Raw genomic sequence first — 21,792 nt, forward strand, 5'->3', positions numbered from 1 at the left:
CGAGTTACTTTTCTTTGCTTGCCCAAAGAATAAGTAACCAAAAGAAAAAGCACCCTAGCTTCCGCTTGTTTCCTGCGTTGCTCGTCAAAACAAGCGGTCACGAAACTCGACCTGGCAGCTCACATACAACGTGAGCTGCTGCGGGACTCAAACAAACGCTCCCTTGCTCCTTGTTTTGCCTGCGCTACTCGGCGCGTCAGATAGGGGACCCGTTTAAAACCATCACGTGGAGGATATCTATAAAAGAGTCCCGTACGATCTCGCAAGGTGAGGTTGCAATATAGCTAAACCCTGTCTTGCGAATATCTTCTTCCTAGCCTTACTTCCAGCCACCACCCAGCGAGCGATACAGATTCACCACCGCTGAAACCTGTTGTTGCTTGGTTTCTATTAACTCCATTTTGGCGTCTAGTGCATCACGTTGTGTGAGCAGCACTTCCATATAGTCAGCGCGTGCGGCTTTGAATAGCTGGTTAGCGACATCAATTGATTGGGTTAGTGACTCGACCTGTTTGTTTTTCAACTGGTAGTTTTTATCCAGGTTGTCCATATTGGATACCTGGTTGGCCACTTCCATATAGGCATTGATGATTTTCTGCTCATATTCATAAGCGGCCTGCACTTGCATGGCACTTGCGCTCTTGTACTGTGCTTCTATCGCATTCCGGTTAATCAGCGGGGCGACCAGTTCACCGCCAAACGAGGCCATGACCGAGGCTGGAATGTTGAGCAGGTATTTGGGATCAAATGCCTGGAAACCCAGCCCGCCACGGATAGAGAAGGAAGGGTAAAAGTTGGCTTTCGCGACATCGATATTCAGCTTGGCCGCTGAGAGTTCCAGCTCCGCCTGGCGGATATCCGGGCGGTTAGCCAACAACTCGGATGGCACGCCTGCCTGTACCATCTTCGGTTGCATATCCATAAAGTGTGCCGATGAACGCGCCACCGGTTGTGGGGTTCTGCCCAGCAAGAAGTTGATGCGGTTTTCGGTTTCTACAATTTGCTGTTTCAATACAAACTGGCGGCTCTGGTTCTTTTTCACTTCTGCTTCAAACCGTTTCACTGCCAGCGAGTTGGCGCGTGCATATTGTTGCAGCTGTTTCACAACTTCAAAGGCATTTTGCTGAATGGCGATATTCTGGTCCAGCGTTTCCAGCTCGTTGTCCAGCGCGACCAGCTCATAGTATGCATTGGCGACTTCGGCCACCAGGTTGGTCACCAGGAAGTGCTTGCCCTCGATACTGGCCATGTATTCGGTCACCGCAACCTTGGTGGCTTTACGCAGTTTCTTCCATACGTCCAGCTCCCACGAGGCGGTGAGGCCAAACTGGTAGTTACCCAGGAAGCGCGGGTTGGAGCGGCCTTCCTTGATATCCAGGTTTTCTTCCACGGCGCCGTTACGGGTGTATTTGCCAACTTTCTCTTTATCGGCACTCGCACCGATGCCGACAAATGGCAGGTACTCACCGCGCCGGGCCTGAATTTCATTCTGGGCGACGCTGATGCGCTGCGCCATCATGTTGACTTCCTTGTTGTTGGCTACCGCGATATCAATCAGGGATATCAGGTTCTGATCTTCAAAAAAGTCTTTCCAGTTGACGGTGGCACTATTGCCAGCAGGCTCCACCCCCTGCTGAAAGTGGGTGGGTAGAGTGGTATCCGCCTGTTTGGTCGTGATGCCGGGAATGGAGCAAGATTGCAGCAGCATGGCTGTGCTGCCCGCAATCAGCCAGGCCACGGTCTTGCGAGAATTAAGGTTATGCTTCATCATCATCTTCCAGGCCCTTGCTATAGTGATAAATTTCAGTCAGAGGGTCTTGTTCCTCGTGCTTGATCAGGGTTTTTCCATCCGTCATTTTGGCAAACATGTAGTAAAGGCCGGGGATCAGGATGACACCGAATACTGTACCGAACAGCATGCCGCCAAAGGCTGAGGTACCGATGGTGCGGTTACCTACGGCACCTGCGCCAGTGGCCATTACCAAAGGAATCAAGCCGGCAAGGAACGCAAACGAGGTCATCAGGATAGGCCGGAACCGTGCTTTGGCGCCTTCAATCGCCGCATCACGTAATGACATGCCCTGATTGCGTTTCTGCACCGCAAACTCCACGATCAGCACCGCGTTTTTACCGAGCAGACCCACCAGCATCACCAGCCCGACCTGCGCATAAATATCGTTGGCCAGCCCCAGTGATTTCAGCAGAAAGAAAGTACCGAATACACCTGCCGGCAGCGACAGGATCACCGCCAGTGGCAACACAAAACTTTCGTATTGTGCGGCGAGCACCATGTAAACGAAGATCAGCACCACGGCGAAAATCACTAACGCTTCATTACCACGTTGCGCCTCGTCGAATGACAGGCCTTCCCAGCCAATATCATAGCCGTGTGGCAAGGTGGCTTTGGCAACTTCCTTCACTGCCTTGATCGCATCATCACTGGTGTAACCAGGCGCGGGTGTAGCACGGATAGTGGCTGAGTTATACAGGTTATAACGGGTGATCTCGTTCGGGCCCTGCATTTTCTTCATCTTCATGAAAGCGGAGTAAGGCACCATCTCACCGTCGTCGTTTTTCACGTAGTAATTCAGGATATCGCTAGGGTAGCGCCTGAATTCCGGACTCGCCTGTGTATAAACCCTGAAATAATTGTTAAAGCGGATAAAGCCTTGCTCGAAAGTACTACCGATAAGGATGTTCAGGTTATCCATCGCTTTACCGATAGATACGCCTTTTTGCATGGCTGCCTTGTTGTCGATTTCCAGTTCATATTGCGGATAGTTGGCCGCATAAAATGTGAACAGGCCGGTCAGCTCTTTGCGTTTGCCTAAAGCCGCCATGAACTCCTGGTTGATTTTGTCGAACGCATGATAATCAGTGCCGTTGGTTTTATCCAGCAGGCGCAAAGCCAATCCCGATGCCGCACCATAACCCGGCACCGCAGGCGGTTCGAAATACTCGATCACCGCACCGAAGTTTTTGGTCTTTTCTTCCAGTTCTTCAATAATCTGCTGCACTGATTTATCGCGTTTAGACCAGTCTTTCAGGTTGATCAAGCAGGTTCCCGCATTAGAACCACGGCCTTCAGTCAGTATTTCATAACCCGCCAATGCAGAAACTGATTCAATGCCGTCTACTTTTTTGGCCTCATTCTGCAGCAAACGCGCGACCTTGTTCGTTGCCTCCAGTGTTGAGCCCGGCGGCGTCTGGATGATCGCGTAAATCTGTCCTTGATCCTCACCCGGAATAAAGCCGGCAGGCAAGGTCTGGTTCATCACAAAGGTACCAAAGGCGAATCCGACTAGGGCCAAAATAGAAACACTGCGTAGGGTCACGATTTTGCTCAGGAACCTGGTGTAATGCCCGGTCAAGCGGTCAAACCAGCGGTTGAATTTATCGATCAGCCAGCTCACCGGTGTCCTGCGTTTGGGTTGACCATGATGGTTTTTCAGCAAAATCGCGCACAGCACTGGCGTTAACGACAACGCCACCACACCGGAAATCACAATAGACGATGCCATGGTAATGGAGAACTGGCGGTAAAACACCCCGACCGGACCGGTCATGAAAGCCACCGGTACGAATACCGCGGTCATCACCAGTGTGATCGCGACAATCGCACCACCAATCTCGCCCAGCACTTTTTGCGTCGCGCGGTAGGGCGAGATGTGCTCGTCTTCTTCAAACTTGGCGTGTACCGCTTCCACCACCACAATGGCGTTATCGACCACGATACCGATCGCCAGCACCAGCGCGAACAGGGTGATCAGGTTGATGGTGATGCCGAACAGCTGCATACAAAAGAAAGTACCAATCAGCGACACCGGTACCGCCAGGATAGGGATCAGCGTTGAGCGCCAGTCACCCAGGAAGATATACACCACCAGCGCGACCAAGAAAAAGGCCTCTACCAGCGTATGTAATACTTTCTCGATAGAAGCATCCAGGAATTTGGAAACGTCATAATCGATCTCGTAAGCCATCCCCGCCGGAAAGTTAGGTTTCAACTCTTCCATTTTCTTTTTAACGTTCTCAATCACCTCGCTGGCATTACTGCCGTAGTTTTGCTTGAGTACGATGGCAGCAGACGGGAAACCATCCTTGTTGGAATAAATATCGAAAAACTCGCTGCCCAGTTCAATTTTGGCCAGGTCTTTCAGTTTCAGGATCTCACCTTCGGAATCGGCGCGGATAATGATGTCGCCATATTCTTCCGGCTTGTTGTAACGGCCTTTGTAAACCAGCACATATTCTTTCGATTGCGCGGAAATACCCGAGCTTTGCCCCAGGCGACCTGGACGGCCGATGATACTCTGCTCGCTGATGGCTTTCATGACGTCTTCGATAGACACCTTGTAAGCACGCATGCGGTCAGGGTTCAGCCAGATACGCATCGCATACTGGCGGCTCCCCAGGATCTTGGCACTGGCAATACCGTTCACGCGCTGGATTTCCGGGATCACGTTGACGTTGGCGTAGTTATACAAAAACTTCTCGTCAGCGTTCTTATCCTTGCTGAACAGGTTGATGTACATCAGCATGCTTGGCTGCACGCGTTCGACGACTACACCTTCGAGTTGCACCAGTTCCGGCAAGCGGCTCATCACCTGGTCAATCCTGGTCTTGACGTTAATCATGGCCTGGTTAGGGTCGGTGCCCAGTGCAAAAATCACCTGGATAGTCGCTTCACCGGCACTGGTTGCATCCGATACGATGTATTTCATGCCCGGCACGCCGTTAATGGCCCGCTCTATGGTAATCAGCGATGATTGCACCAGCACGTCGGCACTCGCACCCGGATAAGCCAGGGAAACAATCACGCGCGGCGGCGCAATGTCAGGAAACTGCGAAGTCGGCAGTGACTTGATAGAAAGAAAACCTAAAAACACGATCAATAGCGACAGAATAATCGCCATGACCGGTCTTTTGATAAAGATACTTAGCATGGGGGATTCGCTTTCTGGCTGACTATTCGGCGTAAAGGTCTAAATGGGAATACACATGCTCCGGTGTCTGGAAATTCACCGCGATGGTTTCGCCGTTCTGTACCCTGCGCAGGCCTTCGATCAACACGCGATCATCTTCCTTCAGGCCGGATTTCACGATAAACAGATGGGGTTGCTCGGCAGCAATCGTAATCAGGCGCTGTTCCAGTTTGTTGGCTTTGGTCACCACATACACATAGGTTTTATCCAGCACTTCAAATGTCGCTTTTTGCGGAATCAGCAACGCATTCGGGAAAGGTACATTCATCAGGATATTGCCGGTTTCACCATGCCTGAGCACCCGGTCAGGATTGTTAAACACGGCACGGAATTCGATATTGCCGGTTTTATTGTCGAAATCGCCTTCTATGGTTTCGATGGCCCCTTCCTGGTTAAACACTTGCCCGTTGGCCATTTTCAGTTTGACCTTGCGGTGTTCATCGCGGTCTTTTATCGCCATGTAATCCAGGTACTCGGCTTCCGGCACGTTGAAGTACACCCACATTTTGCTGTTATCAGACAGCGTAGTCAGCAGGTCGCCTTCGTCCATCAGGCTGCCTTTTCGCGCTGCCAGGTGGTCCATGACGCCGGTAAAGGGTGCCTTGATATCGGTAAAATTCAAATGGGTCTGCGCCAGTTTCACTTCGGCGTTGGCTTTATCCAGCTTGGCTTTACCCAGTGCCAGTTCATTAGGAGAAACAATATTCTTCTCCGCCAGCGCACGCGTATTCTCATATTCGATCTGCACCGTTTTGGCTTCTGCCTCCGCTTTCAGTAATTCGACCTGATAAACGTTAGGCATGATCTTGAACATCGGTTGCCCCTGTTTGACGACTTGCCCCTCATCGACAAAGATATCCTGCAGGTAACCACGCTCCAGCGCACGCAATTCAATATGCTGGGTTGCATGGATCTGGGCGACATATTCCTTGGTAATGTTGGTGTCTTTGCGCAACGGCGACGTGACTTCCAGTTTAGGCGGCGCTTCCTTGTGCTCTTCCTCTTTGTGGCAGGCGCTGAGCACAGTGCCAAGAAAGCCTAAAACGACCAACTGCTTAATCATTGAGTGCTGTTTAATCATCATATTTATGTGTATCAGATAATAAAGAAAGGGTAATGCAACGCATGCCCATCCGTGTGCTGAACTGGCATGAGCGTTGAACCTGTCTTGCGATACACAGCCTGTGTTGTCCGCGGTGATTAAGGTGATATTGCTAGGTCAGTCTTGCTTATTTGAGGCAAGCAAACGGGTACCTTATGGCGGAATCAGGCGGGTGGGTGTTCAGGTTCAGCGCGCGCCATGCACAGGCGCTTACGCGGATGACACCTTAGTGTGAGGCAGGCGGAGCGCGCGAATGCAGGTGACGAACAACCACCGGGCGTGGAGCCACGCGACGGCGAGAGAGACACAGCAACGCAAAAGGAATCATGCAGGCAATAGTGATGCTTGCGGCGGGGGGGATCAGGTAAAGCGGCGAAGTCAGCGGTGATTCGCCATCGCCGGTATATTCAACAATTTCAGCAACACGTATCCGGACGGTGTCATCGCTGTAGCTGGAGTGATCAGAGAATTCAGCGACTAATGCAAAGCCGAGTACAGTCAGCAGTACTGTGACGACCCACAGTCTGAGTTGTGTTGCGGCTGTATTCAAATGTTTATGCATTAAATCAGTTAACGGAAAAGAATCAAATTTCTGTAATAACGGTTTTTATAATGGTGTAAATGCGTAAGGCAAAGTATCAAGATCCAGGTATCAAAAATATTTTTATGGTCTTTACAATACTTACATTAAACGCTTTTACATGGGAAATGACAAGTCGCCAAAGGGCGTAGTTCGCATTAAATGGCGCTTTGTAAGGTGGGTGTCAGTTTCGTAAGCATTTATTTCAATTTATCGGGTGGTTGAGGGAATGTGACAAGAGTTTTCAGAACATGGTTTGGTGTTTGCATTGTCATTCTGGGGGGGTATAGCAGGGCTTCCGCAGGGAGAATCCAGGCCGGGTTAGTGCTTAGCTTGGCTGCAATATAAAAGCTAGTATCGCGCTTGCTGGTAGTTTTAATAGGTATTTCTTTTAATATTTACCATTGTGTTTCGCCCCTAGGCGAGTTACTTTTCTTTGCTTGCCCAAAGAATAAGTAACCAAAAGAAAGGGCACCCTAGCTTCCGCTTGTTTCCTGCGTTGCTCATCAGCGTGGGCGGCCAACGAAACTCGCCCTAGCGGCTTGCAAAAGACGCAAGCCACCGCGGAACTCGAACAGACGCTGGCCGAAAGCTCCCACGCTGACTGCGCTACTCGGCGCGTCAGATAGGGGACTCTAAAACACACACGCTTTCAATTGGGTGTATTACTTCTATACATAGCATCCCGCTCAATTGTCGTGCAAAACAAAAAGCAACATAGCTGGTTTAGTCTTAGAGCTTACAAAGATTACTTAGCGCGCTCTGTCCATTGCGTCTCGTTAACGCTTCATCGTGGTGATTTTAACCGGGCCCTATCTGACGCGCCGAGTAGCGGAGTCAAAATAAGGAGAAGGGAGCGACTGTCTGAGCTCCGCGGTGGCTTGCGCAGTATGCAAGCCGCTAGGGCGAGTTTCGTGACCGCTTATGCCTAAGTCCGGCAAAGCAACGGACGAAAGTCCTGGTTCGAGCTACACAGGAAATAAGCGGAAGCTAGGGTGCATTTCTTTTGGTTACATTTTCTTTGTGCAAGCAAAGAAAAGTAACTCGCCTAAAGGCGAAAAAAGCCCCCAACCAATCCGCCAATGCAACAACCCAAAGAATGACTTTCTAAATCATTTGCATAAAACAAAAAAGCGCACTTTTCAGCGCGCCTTTTTCATCACATTGAGTTGGCGGGGGAATCGAACCCCCGTCCGCAAAAAGTCTTCTTTCGATAAATATTACCCAAGGTTAGGTGCTAACCACCGCTCCAACCAGGCCTTATCCACATGCCTTCTCTTCGCCATGTCTTCCACCTGGTCATTGGCTATCTTGTCGACACTGAAGTACCTGGATTCAGGATGGGCCAGGTAAAAACCGCTTACTGCCGCTGCCGGCAACATCGCGTAACTATCCGTCAACTGCATATCAATTTCTTCCGCCTGCAGCACCCTGAACATATCCGCTTTCACCGTATGATCAGGACAGGCTGGGTAGCCTGGCGCCGGACGGATACCTTTGTACTGCTCTTTGATCAGCGCTTCCTTGTCGAGCGCTTCGCTGGCGGCATAGCCCCAGAAATCAGTACGTACACGCTCATGCATATACTCGGCAAACGCTTCGGCCAAGCGGTCAGCCAGTGACTTGAACATAATGGCGTTGTAGTCATCATGATTCTTTTCGTACTCAGCCAGGCGTTTTTCCATACCCAGGCCAGCCGTCACCGCAAACAGGCCGATATAGTCATCGGTGCCTTTGGGCGCAACAAAGTCGGCCAGGCATTGGTTAGGGCGTGCCACGCCGTCAATCACCGGCTTCTGCGTTTGCTGGCGCATGCCGTACCAGGTCAACGCTACCTGGCTGCGGGATTCATCGGTATAGATCTCGATATCATCGTGATTGACCTGGTTGGCTGGCAGCAAGGTAATCACGCCATTGGCATTTAACCAGCGGCCATCAATAATGCGCTTGAGCATGGTTTGCGCTTCGGCAAACACTTTGGTTGCGGCTTCACCGACGACCTCGTCCTTGAGGATGGCAGGATAAAAACCGGCCAGGTCCCAGGTCTGGAAGAAAGGACCCCAGTCTATATATTGTGCAATCAATGCCAGGTCGATATTCTTGAACACACGACGACCAATGAATTTGGGTTTTACCGGCGCATTTGGCGCGGCGAAGTTTACTTTGGCCGCATTGGCACGCGCATCAGCGATGGTCAGCATAGGCACGCCTTTTTTATTCGCATGCTGGTGACGGGCTTTTTCGTAATCGGCCTGGATCTCGGCCAGGTAAGCGCCGCGCGTTTCCGGCGTCAGCAGGTTTTGCATGACGCTGACCGAGCGGGAAGCATCCGGCACATAAATTACCGGGCCTTCGTAGTTAGGCGCAATTTTCACGGCGGTGTGCGCGCGCGAGGTGGTCGCACCACCGATCAGCAATGGGGTCTGTTGTGCTACAAAATGCGGGTCGCGCTGCATTTCCCTAGCGATATAGGCCATTTCTTCCAGCGATGGCGTAATCAGGCCGCTTAAGCCGATAATATCGGCATTCTCAGCCTTGGCCATGGCCAGGATCTCAGCGGCGGGTACCATCACACCCATATTCACCACTTCAAAATTATTGCACTGCAACACCACCGAGACGATGTTTTTACCAATATCGTGCACATCGCCTTTTACCGTGGCAATGACCACCTTGCCCTTGGGCTTGGCCACCACACCGGTGCGTTTTTCTTCCAGCGCTTTTTCTTCTTCGATAAACGGGATCAGGTGCGCGACGGCGGATTTCATCACACGCGCCGATTTCACCACTTGCGGCAGGAACATCTTGCCCTGGCCGAACAGGTCACCGACCACATTCATGCCGTCCATCAGCGGGCCTTCGATCACATGGATAGGGCGACCACCTTTGTTCATGATGTCCTGGCGGACCTCTTCCGTATCGGCGACGATATAGTCGGTAATGCCATGTACCAGTGCATATTCCAGGCGCTTGCTGGCTGGCACCGGATTTTCCGGTGTACCGCGCCAGGCCAGTGTGGCTTCCGCCTTTTTGCCACCAGCGACCAAAGTACCGGCGATCTCGATCATGCGCTCGGTCGCCGCCAGCGGATTATCCGGGTCGACCACACGGTTCAGCACCACATCTTCAACGCGTTCGCGCAGCTCAGCAGGGATATCGTCATAAACACCGACCATGCCGGCGTTGACGATACCCATGGTCATGCCCGCCTGGATAGCATGGTAGAGGAACACGGTATGGATGGCTTCACGTGCCGGTTCGTTGCCCCGGAAGCTGAAGCTGACGTTGGATACGCCACCGGAAATACGCGCATACGGCAGATTTTGCTTGATCCAGCGCGTGGCTTCGATAAAGTCCACCGCGTAATTGTTGTGTTCTTCGATACCGGTGGCAATCGCGAAAATATTCGGGTCAAAGATAATATCTTCCGGCGGAAAACCCTGGCCTACCAGCAGATCGTAAGCGCGTTTACAGATCTCGGTTTTACGGGCAAACGTGTCGGCCTGGCCGGCTTCGTCAAACGCCATCACGACTACGGCCGCGCCATACCGCTGGCATAGCTTGGCCTGGCGCAGGAATTCGGTTTCGCCTTCTTTCATCGAGATCGAGTTGACGATGGCCTTGCCTTGCACACATTTCAGGCCAGCCTCGATCACCGCCCATTTGGAGGAGTCGATCATGATGGGCACGCGGGCGATATCCGGCTCGGAGGCAACCAGGTTAAGGAAGTGCGTCATCGCCTTAACGGCATCCAGCATGCCTTCATCCATATTGATATCGATGACCTGGGCGCCATTCTCTACCTGCTGGCGGGCGACACTAAGTGCTTCTTCGTATTGCTCGTTGATGATCATGCGCGCAAACGCTTTGGAACCGGTGACGTTAGTACGTTCGCCGACGTTCACATACAGCGAGCTTTCATCAATGATAAATGGCTCCAGCCCGGACAACTTGGTGGCGACCGGTAACGTGGGTACCTGGCGCGGGGGCAGGTCCTTGATCGCGGTATAAATCGCGTTGATATGGCCGGGCGTGGTACCGCAGCAGCCACCGGCGATATTGATAAAGCCGCTGTCAGCAAACTCTTTGACCAGGCTGGAAGTCACATCCGGCGTTTCGTCAAAACCGGTGTCTGACATCGGGTTAGGCAAACCGGCATTTGGGTAGATACACACAAAGGTATCCGCCACTTTGCTGAGTTCTTCAGCATACGGGCGCATCAGCGTCGCACCCAGCGCGCAGTTCAGGCCTACGGTCAGCGGTTTGACATGGCGGACCGAGTGCCAGAAAGCCGTGACGGTCTGGCCGGAAAGGATACGGCCGGAAGCATCAGTCACCGTGCCGGAAATCATGATAGGCCAGGTTTTGCCCTGCTCGTCAAAGAATGTCTCGATCGCAAACAAGGCGGCTTTACAGTTAAGGGTGTCGAAAATGGTTTCCACCATCAGGATATCGGCGCCACCATCGACCAGGCCGCGGATCTGCTCGTGGTAAGAAGTTACCAGCTGGTCAAAACTGACATTACGGGCGGCGGGATCATTGACGTCCGGTGAAATCGAAGCGGTTTTTGGAGTAGGGCCCAACGCGCCAGCCACAAAGCGTGGTTTGTCCGGTGTGCTGTATTTGACGCAGGCGGCCTTGGCTAATTTGGCCGCCTCAACGTTCATTTCATACACCAGGTGCGCCATATGGTAATCATCCTGGGCAACGCTGGTAGCACCAAAAGTATTGGTTTCTACAATGTCGGCACCGGCAGCCAGGTATTTCTCGTGGATTTCCTGGATCACATGCGGCTGGGTCAGTGTCAGCAGTTCGTTATTGCCTTTGACAAACAGCTCGCGCTCGCCGGCCGGCCCCTGGAAGTCCTTGAAACGCTCGCCACGGTAGTCGGCTTCAGTCAGCTTGTATTGCTGGATCATGGTCCCCATCGCGCCATCCAGGATCAGGATGCGTTTGGACAAGGCTTCACGTAGCCATTGCTCGGTGGGGGAAACCGTCAGTTGCGTCATGCGTATCAACTTGAAAATAAAAGCGCCATTTTAACACAGCGCGTTTCAAGCTCCGCGGTTAGAAGTTGAAGCGAAAGGTGGTCATCAATACGTGGTTTTCGCGGTCTACCGTGCGGGTATTGATGAACTGGTTCAGGTAACCGACATCCACGTTGGAAAAATCGCTGAATTTCCAGTTGATACCCAGGAACAGGCGGTTCTGGTCTATGCCGCGCCGCACGCCCCATTCGGTCTGGTTGAAGTTGATAAACAATTCGTCATACACCACCCACTGCATCTGCGGATGCAGTGTACTTGGGGTTGTAGCCCGCACCATCTGCCGCATACGATGCCCTACGTCCTGGAAATCCTCCCGGCGGCGTTGCTCGAAACGGGTGCGGCTGGTGAAAGTGATATCGGCCACTTCATCAAACTGGTACTGGAACTGTTCCCATAAGCGGTTTTCGCGAAAATCGGATTGCCCGGCAGGATGATTGATCACGGTGTCATAACCCAGCCAGACGCTGGATTTTGGATTGAATCTGTAAAATACCGCCGGCCGCAAAATCAGCTGGTCAAACTCCTTGCCTTCCTCACGCCAGCGCGGATGCGTATCCATACTCCAGTAAAAGTTATCTGCCGGTAACTTGCCCTGGGTGTAGATGCTTAACCAGTAACGGCCATCTTCCTCTGTATCGGCAAAAGCGGCAGCTGCAAACAGTAATCCCAGGATGAAAAGCACACGGTTGAAAAAAATATGGTCGAATCTGGTAAATGACATTAACATCGCGGCATTCTATGGGTGTAAATCGGCATGGAAAATTGGCCGTAGCAGCGCGGCCATGTATATAAGGGGATTGCATGATATCAGGTTTGGTTCAACTCTTTTTGTGGCAGGGCCTGGGCGAGTTGCTCAGCAAGTTTTTCCTGCCCAGTATTCCGGGGCCGGTGCTTGGCTTATTGTTACTGCTGGCATTCCTGTGCCTGCGCGGCCAAGTGGATAAAGACCTTGCCGACGTTGCGGACGCTTTCCGCCAGCATCTCGGCTTACTGTTTGTGCCCGCCTCGGTCGGCGTGCTGTTATTCCTGCCTGAATTGCAAACGCATGCGCTGGCTGTGAGTACCGCCTTGCTGGTCAGCGTTATCCTGACCATTGCGGTGACGGCAATCGTGCTCAAAGTATTCTGGTATTTTTCTTTGAAACGCAATAAAGGCATTCCCCGGGAGCAGCGCCATGAGTAACCGCCTGCCTATCTCTGAAATCTGGGTCTACCTGTCCGGCGACCCCCTGTTTGCGCTGATCATCACGCTGGCCACTTACCAACTAGGCTATCTGATGTACGTTCGTGCCAAACGCCATCCCTTGGTCAACCCAGTGGCAATTGCGGTAATCCTGACCTGCCTGATTATTGATGCGCTGGATATGCCGTACGAGAAATACTTTGAAGGCGCACAGTTTGTGCACTTCCTGCTGGGCACGGCAACCGTGGCGCTGGCAGTACCTATTTATCACGGCTTCAAACGCATGCAGGGCAAGATTTTCCATATCTGGGTTGCACTGACTGCGGGCAGTACGGTATCGATCGTCAGTGCAGTTGCCATCAGCAAACTGATGGGCGCGTCTGACAATATTGTCGGCAGCATGTATGCCAAATCGGTCACTGCGCCGATTGCGATGGGCATTGCCGAGCGGCTGAGTGTTTCGCCAACGCTGACAGCGGTATTCACTGTGATTACCGGAATGCTGGGCGCGATCCTGGCACCTTATATTTTGAATGCTTGCAAAGTACATCAATGGTGGATACGTGGCACGGCGATTGGTGTGGGAGCACATGGGTTGGGGATTACGCGGGCATTTAGTGTGAATGAAGAAGCGGGGATTTATGCCAGTATGGCGATGGGGTTGAATGGGGTGATCAGTGCGATTGGATTGCCGATAGTGCTGACTTATTTACGGCCGCATTTAGGGTTTTGAGATTGAGGAGGAATGCCTCGTACATTACTTTATTGCATCTGATCGTCATTCTGGCGACGACCAGAATCTAGGCGAGGTGGAGACTTAACTTAGTTGCAATCGAAGAGGGTATGCTGCACTTGCTTAGGTTTGTTTTAATAGGTACTTCTAAGAATATTTACCAGTGTTTTTCGCCGCTAGGCGAGTTACTTTTCTTTGCTTGCCCAAAGAATAAGTAACCAAAAGAAAAGGCACCCTAGCTTCCGCTTGTTTCCTGCGTTGCTCATCAACGTGGGCGGCCAACGAAACTCGCCCTGACAAGCCACACAAAACGTGGCTTGCTGCGGAACTCGGACAGACGCTGGCCGAAACCTCCCACGCTGACTGCGCTACTCGGCGCGTCAGATAGGGGTCCATGAAAAGCACACGCTTTCGCTTGAGAGTAATTCTTTACATTGCAGCACGCTCAAACACTCCTTAAAAACAAGCAAAGAAACAGAGGTATCAGAATTTGAATTTGGTCTTCGAAGTTTAAAACTCACTAAGCGCCCGCCATCCTTAATGTACTAAAAATTGCTGCATCGTGATGGTTTTAACCGGGTCCCTATCTGACGCGCCGAGTAGCGGAGTCAAAATAAGGGGAAAGGGAGCGTTTGTTTGAGTCTCGCAGCAGCTCATGTTCTGTATGAGCTGCCAGGTCGAGTTTCGCGACCGCTTGTGCCTAAGTCCGGCAAAGCAACGGACGAAAGTCCTAAGTCGAGCAACGCAGGAAACAAGCGGAGGCTAGGGTGCATTTCTTTTGGTTAGCTTTTCTTTGGGCAAGCAAAGAAAAGTAATTCGCCTAGAGGCGAAAAGGAAGCTCCCACTAGTTAGAAACCTTCTACAAAGCATAACTTTTCTGAAAAAATGCTCGTCTTTTTCTTTGCTTTTACTTATGGAAGAAAGAACGGTCGCCTAGAGGCGAAAAGGAATGCAGTAAAAGCGTTACGAAGCTAATAAATTTAGCCAATAGCTTTTAAGTCTAAAGAATTAAGTTTTTAATAGTTTATTGATTGCTGCCATCAATCTTTGCGTCGTTCCACGATGTTGCACCGTAAAATCATTCGCCGCTTCAGACATTGCTCTGACCTTGGCTTTGTCCTTCGCTAGGTTTGCAATCGTGTTTTTTAACTCAGCAATATCCGCCATTTGCACCGCCGCATTCGCCGCAACCGCCTCTCTCGTCACCTGCGCAAAATTAAACATATGCGGCCCTAAAATAGTGGGCACTCCCATCGTCGCGGCTTCAATCAGGTTCTGTCCACCCAGTGGCTGCAAACTGCCGCCCATGATCGCAAAATCACTCGCAGCATAATAGGTATACATCTCGCCCATGCTGTTACCCAGCACTACTTGCACATCTTCATTCAGCGTTTGCGCAAGCTCGGTGCGCAGCACATAGCGTAAGCCGCGTGCCTTTAGCAATGCTTCTACTTCGGCAAAACGCTGCGGATGGCGCGGGACTAATAACAGCAAAACGTCACTGTCTTTTACCGCGTCCAGGATCATAGGCTCTTCGCCTTCACGTGTGCTCGCCGCCATCAGCACAGTGCGGTTTGTACCAAGCAGCTCGCGCAAACCTGCACCGTTGGTCACACTCTCTGCCGGTGGCGTGACGTCAAACTTCAGGTTGCCGCATACCATCACATTGCTGGCACCTAAGGCTTGTAGTCGTTGTGCATCCGCCTCAGTTTGGGCAGCCACCAGCGCCAGTTGCTGCAGGCAGTCATGCGTGAGCTTGCCCAATTTGGCGTAACCGCGTGCTGATTTTTCCGACAGGCGTGCACTTAATAAGGCTACCGGCATCTGTCTGTGACTGGCTTCAGCAATCAGGTGAAACCATAGTTCGGTTTCCATTAACAAACCTAAGGCCGGTTTGAAGTGAGCAAAAAAGCGTTTGGCGGCGCCAGGTGTGTCTACCGGTAAATACGCTTGCAATACACGGCCACTGGCAATTTCTTCACGCAATACCTGCTGACCGGTTTCGCGCCCAGTGGGGGTGCCGTGCGTCATCAGTATCTGGTGTTGTGGATATTCCTTGAGTAATGCCTGGATCAGTGGTTGGGTGGCGCGGGTTTCACCTACGGAAACGCAATGTACCCAGATCAATGGTGCGTTTATTTTTTGGGTATAGAACCCATAACGTTCGCCTACATGCTGGCGGTATGCGGGTTGTTTCAGGCCGCGCCAGAGCAGCTTGACTGGCAGCAGCAGCGCCACCATATAGATTAGTGCGGTATACACGAATTTTGGCATGGCGCTATTCTCGCATATTTTGTTGATATCTTGATTGAACGCACCAATGAAATGCATGCGAAACAGGAGAGTGATGACTCACCTATGCCGCAGCCCTTGTGTCTAAAGTGATTGGAAAAATGCAAGCATTACGCACCAAAAAAAGGCGTAAAAAATGGGTTGACGTCAACAAAATATAGGCATAAATTACCGCAACTAACACAAGATATTGTGTTTGGCCGGGTACGTGCTTCTAGCAGTAGCGCGTGCATTGACGAGTATGCAAATGCTTGCCCGGCGGGTTTCAGAAAGCGATGTCAGTCGCTAAAGCCTTGGTGCTTACAGACTGATGTGTCAAATCATAAGAATCACCAAGGTATGGAGAAGCTCAATGCTAAAAGCAGTTGAAACGAAGAAGGTTTATTCAGAAGAGGGTGCAGTGGACATTCCAGTGCAGCCGGTCTCGCTCGATATCTGGGATAAAAAATACCGCCTCAAGACTAAAACCGGTGAGCATGTCGATCAGGACATGGATGATTCCTATAGCCGTGTCGCCCGTGCACTGGCCGATGTAGAAACCACCGAAGAGAAAAAAGCCGAATGGCACGAGAAATTCCTGTGGGCGTTACGCCGCGGCGCCATTCCTGCCGGGCGTATCACTTCCAATGCCGGTGCTTTGGAGCACAAGCCTGCGACCTCTACCATTAACTGCACGGTATCCGGCGTGGTGGAAGACAGCATGGATGACATCCTGGGCAAGGTGCACGAAGCCGGCCTGACCCTGAAAGCCGGTTGCGGTATCGGTTACGAATTCTCCACCCTGCGTCCAAAAGGCGCGTTCGTCGCCGGTGCCGGTGCCTATACCTCCGGCCCGCTGTCGTTTATGGATATCTACGACAAAATGTGTTTCACCGTGTCTTCTGCCGGTGGCCGTCGTGGCGCGCAAATGGCAACCTTTGATATTTCTCATCCCGACGTGACTGACTTTATCAAGGCCAAGCGTGAAAACGGCCGTTTGCGCCAGTTCAACCTCAGCTGCCTGATCACCAAAGAATTCATGGAGGCGGTAAAAGCCGATGACGAATGGCGCCTGGCTTTCCCGGTCACCGAGAAAGAAGCGATTATTGATGGCCTGAACGTGAATGACGAGTCACAAGTGGTGTGGCGTGACTGGCCGATCAAGCACAAATACCTGAGCAAGGTCGATGGCCCGGATGCAGGCAAGGTCGCCTGCCGCATCTACAAAACCATCAAGGCACGCCGCCTGTGGGACGTGATCATGTCTTCCACCTACGACTTTGCCGAGCCGGGCTTTATCCTGATCGACCGCGTTAACGAAATGAACAACAACTGGTTCTGCGAAAACATCCGCGCTACTAACCCATGTGGCGAGCAGCCATTGCCACCATATGGTGCCTGTCTGCTGGGTTCCGTCAACCTGACCAAGTTCGTGCGCAAGCCATTTACCGAAGAAGCGCATTTCGACTGGGAAGAATACCGAGACGTGGTTGGCGTGTTTACCCGTATGTTGGATAACGTGGTGGAAATCAACGGCCTTCCACTGGAACAGCAACGCGTGGAAATCGCCCGCAAACGCCGTCACGGCATGGGCTATCTGGGCCTGGGCTCCACACTCACCATGCTGAAAATGAAATACGGTGAAGATGATTCCGTGAAATTCACCGAAGAAGTTACCCGCATCATGGCTGAAGTGGGTTGGGAAGTCGGCGTGCAACTGGCCGAAGAAAAAGGCCCGGCACCTATCATGGACGAAAAATTTGAAGTGACTGCCGACATGTTGCGCCTGCGTCCTGAAATGGCTGCCGATGGCATCAAGGTCGGCCAGAAACTGGCCGGTAAAGTGTTGCTGGGTAAATACAGCCGCTACATGCAGCAGTTCCCGGAAGGCCTGCGTAACCAGATCGCGACCAAGGGTGTACGCTTCACGCATCACAGCTCCATCGCACCTACCGGTACGATTTCCCTGAGCCTGGCCAACAACGCCAGCAACGGTATTGAGCCTAGCTTTGCCCACCACTATGCGCGTAACGTGATCCGTGAAGGCAAAAAATCGAAAGAGAAAGTCGATGTATTCAGCTATGAGCTGCTGGCTTATCGCGAACTGGTGAATGCCAACGCCATGCCGTTCAGCGACAAGCCGGAAGAGCAATTGCCGGACTACTTCCTCGATTCATCCACCATCATGGCAAAAGCCCATGTGGATATTCAGGCCGCGGCACAAAAATGGATTGATAGCTCCATCTCCAAAACCATTAACGTGCCGACCGATTACGACTTTGAGGATTTCAAGAACATCTACCTCTACGCGTATGACAAGGGCCTGAAAGGTTGTACGACGTTCCGTTTCAACCCGGAAGCATTCCAGGGTGTGCTGGTGACCGAGAAAGATCTCGAAAGCACCACTTACAAGTTCACGCTGGAAGATGGCACCGAGATCGAAGCCAAGGGGAATGAAGAGATTGAGTACGACGGCGAGATTCATACGGCGGCTAATCTGTTTGATGCCTTCAAGGAAGGCTACTACGGAAAATTTTAGTGTTTGCCTGCTGCGCTCGCCATTGCGGCGTTAAAAAGCAGTTTTAAATCCTCATGTACTGTTTGTACACTCCGGTTTAAAACCGCTTTTCGCCTGGCACTGGCTTCGCTCGCGACGGCAACCATCTAAAATTTTTAAGATTTAGATGATTGAATTTATTGAAAAATTGAGCACTCCAATAGGGAGAACAACATGGCAATCAAGATCGACAAAAAAATCACCGCCTACAAACTGGTGACCGATGAAGACAAAAAAGCAACCGAGGCCGCAGCAGCGGCTGCTACGAATGTTATCCAAATGGGCGAACCGCTAAGCCGTCCGGATATGCTTGTGGGTAACACCTACAAGATCAAAACGCCAGTGACCGAGCACGCGCTCTACATCACCATCAACGACGTCATCATGAACGAAGGCACGCCACAAGAGCACCGCCGTCCGTTCGAGATCTTCATCAACTCCAAAAACATGGAACACTTCCAGTGGATCGTCGCGCTGACCCGCGTCATGTCTGCCGTGTTCCGCAAAGGTGGCGATGTCACCTTCCTGGTAGAAGAACTGAAAAGTGTATTTGAACCGTCAGGCGGCTACTTCAAAAAAGGCGGCAAGTTCGTACCTAGCCTGGTGGCCGAGATTGGGGAAGTGGTAGAAACCCACCTGCAAGAAATCGGCATGCTGAAAAAGCCGGGCCTGGACGAGCATCAGCAAAAACTGGTTGAAGAGAAAAAAGCCGAATACCTCGAAAAACACGCCAAATCAGGTGACGAGTCAAACGATGAAGGCTTCCCCAAAGGCGCGCAGCTTTGTAAAAAATGTAATACCAAAGCTAGCATACTGATGGATGGATGCATGACTTGCTTGAATTGTGGGGATAGTAAGTGCGGATAAATAATTAAAACCAGCATCTGCTGGTTTTTTTCTATAAAGACAATTAACGATAAGTATAAATCATGACTAATAAGCAAAAATCATTCGTAGCTTACACCGGTAGAGATGAACATTTAGCTAAGTTGATTTCTGATTCAGTCTCCAAAGCAAACTCAAAATCAACAAATATACGCTACGAGACTTGGGAGTTTAATGATATTCCTGGGAACCCCTTAATCTCCCCTATTATTGAAGGGATAGGTGATTCATCTTTTATCGTTGCAGACATTACCTATTTAAATCCGAATGTTGTTTATGAGATTGGTTTTGCGATCGCACGTCGCAAGCGTGCATTTCTTATTCGTCATCAGCCAACAGAAGGTGATAAGTCGTTAGTTAAAGAAGTAGGGATTTTTGATACTCTGGGCTATTTGGCATATAGAGACGAGAGTGATCTAGTGGATAGGCTCACTAGTTTTATCGATCCTACCTGTCTCCAAATTGATGAAGCTCTCGATAGAAAAGCGCCTGTTTATATTGTTGTTCCGCAATCCACGGGTGATGCTGAAACTGTGATGGTGTCTAAAATTAAAAAAGCGAGATTTAGATATAGAAGCTTTAATCCAGTCGAAGACTCTAGGTTATCAGGGGTTGATGCCATCAGACAGGTTGCTAGCTCTTCAGGTGTATTGGTTTGCCTACAAAATGATAGTACTGAGGGCAGTCGTGCGAATAATGTTAGGGCATTATTTGTAGCAGGATTAAGCCACGGATTAGGAAAACCAACTCTTATTCTTTCTCCAATTGGTTATCAGGCCCCTCTGGATATAATGGATGAGACGAAATTTTATAGATATCCAGAAGACATTAATGAGCATATTGCAAACTTGACTCTTGATATAACTGAGTATCAGCAGCAAGTTGACCCAACTCCAATCAAGTTTAGTACCAAGCTTCAGTCTTTAAGAATTGGCGACCCAACAGCAGAAAATGAGATGACAACATTGTCAAATTACTATTTGCAAATTGATCAATACAGGCGAGCTTTACAAGGAGATGTCAATCTTGTTGTCGGTAGGAAGGGTTCTGGTAAAACAGCACTTTTTATACAAGTAAGAGATCGTATCCGCAATAATAAAACTAATATTGTTGTTGATTTGAAGCCAGAGGGATATCAATTATTAAAAATCAAAGAAGATATTTTAAATTATCTTTCTGAGGGTACGAGGCAGCATCTTATTACAGCATTTTGGGAGTATTTACTTTTATTAGAGGTTGCACATAAGCTTTTGGAAAAAGATAAGCACACTTATAAACACAATCACCTAATAACTCAACTTTATATTGAGCTTGAAGATACATACAGAATTACTGATTTATCTACTGAGGGTGATTTTTCAGAAAGGTTATTAGCTTTATCTCAACGGTTAGTTGGCCAGTATCAGGCAAGGTTTGGTGGGGTTAAGGTCGAGAAACTGACTAGTGAGCAAGTCACAGAACTAATCTACGTCCATGATCTACGGTTGCTAAGAGAACGAATATCTAGCTATCTCGAGCAAAAGCAAGCTGTTTGGATACTATTCGATAATCTAGACAAAGGCTGGAGTACCCATGGGGTAGATGATGTTGATGTAACAGTTCTTAGATGTTTAATAAATGCTGGCAGGATCATTGAACGGGATATGCGTAAAGGGCAAAGAACTGTGCATTGCATTGTATTTGTAAGAAATGATGTGTATGAGCATTTGATGGCAAATAGTGCAGATTATGGCAAAGAAATGAGAGCCGTGCTTGATTGGACTGAGCCAGATTTATTACGTGAGATGCTGCGCTTGCGTTTAGTAGCGGGGCTGGAAGAAGATGCCTCGGATGCTGATTTAAGTGAAATCATTCCCAAAGTTGCGATCTCACATTACAGAGGTAATGAAATAGTCGACTATATGATTGAGCGCTCTTTAATGAGGCCTAGAAATCTGCTTAAGATATTTAGCCATTGCCGTGGGTTTGCAAGCAATTTTAATCATTCTCGAATAGAAGAAGGCGATGTTGAGAAAGGCTTCTCCGCTTACTCTCAAGATCTACTATTAGAGCTTGATAAAGAGCTGACTGATGTTTTTCCTACTGCAAAGGACTTTTTATATCACTTCTTAGATGCAAGTCCAGTGTTAAACAAGGATGAGATATTTAAATTATTCCAAGAGGCTGGTATTGATGGGGCGGAATATCCGAATTTATTGAATTTTCTACTTTACTATGGTGTTATAGGTTTAAATTCTGACGGTGAAATCACCTACATATTTGATATTAATTATGATTTGCGGAAGCTGAATATTAGGATTGAGCGTTCAAACGGAAATGCAATTTTCTGTATAAATCCAGCATTCTGGCCGTCTCTGAATATTAGAGAAAAACAAGTCTAGTTTGATAAGAAGTTAAGGGGGCAATCCTTTGATGATGCATATTTTTATATCTAAGGATCATGAGTACC

The 21,792-nt window shown here is 50.0% G+C and carries 12 protein-coding genes; 5 read left to right on the forward strand and 7 right to left on the reverse strand.

Annotated elements, in window-relative coordinates:
* Positions 1-319: 319 nt before the first annotated feature.
* The 6 genes from ASG24_RS05995 to ASG24_RS06020 all read right to left on the reverse strand — a co-directional run bounded on the left by ASG24_RS05995 (position 320) and on the right by ASG24_RS06020 (position 12,436).
* Entirely contained in the window at positions 320-1,708 is a 1,389-nt protein-coding gene (locus tag ASG24_RS05995) for an efflux transporter outer membrane subunit (RefSeq protein WP_369814167.1), read from the reverse strand.
* Positions 1,709-1,757: 49 nt separating this feature from the next.
* The gene (locus ASG24_RS06000; protein WP_055830345.1) at positions 1,758-4,946 is read right to left on the reverse strand and encodes an efflux RND transporter permease subunit; all 3,189 of its coding nucleotides are present in this window, start codon (positions 4,944-4,946) and stop codon (positions 1,758-1,760) included.
* Positions 4,947-4,968: 22 nt separating this feature from the next.
* Entirely contained in the window at positions 4,969-6,048 is a 1,080-nt protein-coding gene (locus tag ASG24_RS06005; RefSeq protein ID WP_055830343.1) for an efflux RND transporter periplasmic adaptor subunit, read from the reverse strand.
* 265 nt (positions 6,049-6,313) lie between these two features.
* Positions 6,314-6,637, reverse strand: coding sequence for a hypothetical protein (locus ASG24_RS06010; protein ID WP_235562328.1), 324 nt, complete (start codon positions 6,635-6,637; stop codon positions 6,314-6,316).
* 1,250 nt (positions 6,638-7,887) lie between these two features.
* Positions 7,888-11,676 (reverse strand): methionine synthase, encoded by a 3,789-nt coding sequence (gene metH, locus ASG24_RS06015; RefSeq protein ID WP_055868880.1) that lies wholly within the window; start codon positions 11,674-11,676, stop codon positions 7,888-7,890.
* Between the two features lie 58 nt (positions 11,677-11,734).
* Positions 11,735-12,436 carry a DUF2490 domain-containing protein gene (locus ASG24_RS06020; RefSeq protein WP_055868881.1) on the reverse strand — a complete coding sequence of 234 codons (702 nt, stop codon included), beginning with the start codon at positions 12,434-12,436 and terminating at the stop codon, positions 11,735-11,737.
* 80 nt (positions 12,437-12,516) lie between these two features.
* Here ASG24_RS06020 and ASG24_RS06025 point away from each other — a divergent pair, with 80 nt between their 5' ends.
* Entirely contained in the window at positions 12,517-12,897 is a 381-nt protein-coding gene (locus ASG24_RS06025; RefSeq protein ID WP_055868882.1) for a CidA/LrgA family protein, read from the forward strand.
* The gene (locus ASG24_RS06030) at positions 12,890-13,630 is read left to right on the forward strand and encodes an LrgB family protein (RefSeq protein WP_055868883.1); all 741 of its coding nucleotides are present in this window, start codon (positions 12,890-12,892) and stop codon (positions 13,628-13,630) included. Before ASG24_RS06025 ends, ASG24_RS06030 begins: the two co-directional genes overlap by 8 nt.
* A 1,008-nt stretch (positions 13,631-14,638) precedes the next feature.
* Here ASG24_RS06030 and waaA read toward each other — a convergent pair.
* Positions 14,639-15,904 carry a lipid IV(A) 3-deoxy-D-manno-octulosonic acid transferase gene (waaA, locus tag ASG24_RS06035; RefSeq protein ID WP_082488016.1) on the reverse strand — a complete coding sequence of 422 codons (1,266 nt, stop codon included), beginning with the start codon at positions 15,902-15,904 and terminating at the stop codon, positions 14,639-14,641.
* Positions 15,905-16,274: 370 nt separating this feature from the next.
* Between waaA and ASG24_RS06040 the strand changes: the two genes are divergently transcribed.
* From ASG24_RS06040 to ASG24_RS06050, 3 genes are all read left to right on the forward strand, one after another.
* Positions 16,275-18,440, forward strand: coding sequence for an adenosylcobalamin-dependent ribonucleoside-diphosphate reductase (locus ASG24_RS06040; protein ID WP_055868885.1), 2,166 nt, complete (start codon positions 16,275-16,277; stop codon positions 18,438-18,440).
* Positions 18,441-18,632: 192 nt separating this feature from the next.
* Positions 18,633-19,325 (forward strand): NrdJb, encoded by a 693-nt coding sequence (locus ASG24_RS06045; protein WP_055868886.1) that lies wholly within the window; start codon positions 18,633-18,635, stop codon positions 19,323-19,325.
* A gap of 62 nt (positions 19,326-19,387) precedes the next feature.
* Positions 19,388-21,724 carry a P-loop ATPase, Sll1717 family gene (locus ASG24_RS06050; RefSeq protein WP_055868887.1) on the forward strand — a complete coding sequence of 779 codons (2,337 nt, stop codon included), beginning with the start codon at positions 19,388-19,390 and terminating at the stop codon, positions 21,722-21,724.
* Positions 21,725-21,792: the final 68 nt, after the last annotated feature.

The sequence above is a fragment of the Methylophilus sp. Leaf414 genome (genome assembly GCF_001425425.1).
GTDB lineage: Bacteria > Pseudomonadota > Gammaproteobacteria > Burkholderiales > Methylophilaceae > Methylophilus.

Coding starts and splice junctions, on each gene's coding strand:
- ASG24_RS05995 (WP_369814167.1), bottom strand. CDS start 1,708: ATGCTGCTGCAATCTTGCTCCATTCCCGGCATCACGACCAAACAGGCG.
- ASG24_RS06000 (WP_055830345.1), bottom strand. CDS start 4,946: ATGCTAAGTATCTTTATCAAAAGACCGGTCATGGCGATTATTCTGTCG.
- ASG24_RS06005 (WP_055830343.1), bottom strand. CDS start 6,048: ATGATTAAGCAGTTGGTCGTTTTAGGCTTTCTTGGCACTGTGCTCAGC.
- metH (WP_055868880.1), bottom strand. CDS start 11,676: ATGACGCAACTGACGGTTTCCCCCACCGAGCAATGGCTACGTGAAGCC.
- ASG24_RS06020 (WP_055868881.1), bottom strand. CDS start 12,436: ATGTCATTTACCAGATTCGACCATATTTTTTTCAACCGTGTGCTTTTC.
- ASG24_RS06025 (WP_055868882.1), top strand. CDS start 12,517: ATGATATCAGGTTTGGTTCAACTCTTTTTGTGGCAGGGCCTGGGCGAG.
- ASG24_RS06030 (WP_055868883.1), top strand. CDS start 12,890: ATGAGTAACCGCCTGCCTATCTCTGAAATCTGGGTCTACCTGTCCGGC.
- waaA (WP_082488016.1), bottom strand. CDS start 15,904: ATGCCAAAATTCGTGTATACCGCACTAATCTATATGGTGGCGCTGCTG.
- ASG24_RS06040 (WP_055868885.1), top strand. CDS start 16,275: ATGCTAAAAGCAGTTGAAACGAAGAAGGTTTATTCAGAAGAGGGTGCA.
- ASG24_RS06045 (WP_055868886.1), top strand. CDS start 18,633: ATGGCAATCAAGATCGACAAAAAAATCACCGCCTACAAACTGGTGACC.
- ASG24_RS06050 (WP_055868887.1), top strand. CDS start 19,388: ATGACTAATAAGCAAAAATCATTCGTAGCTTACACCGGTAGAGATGAA.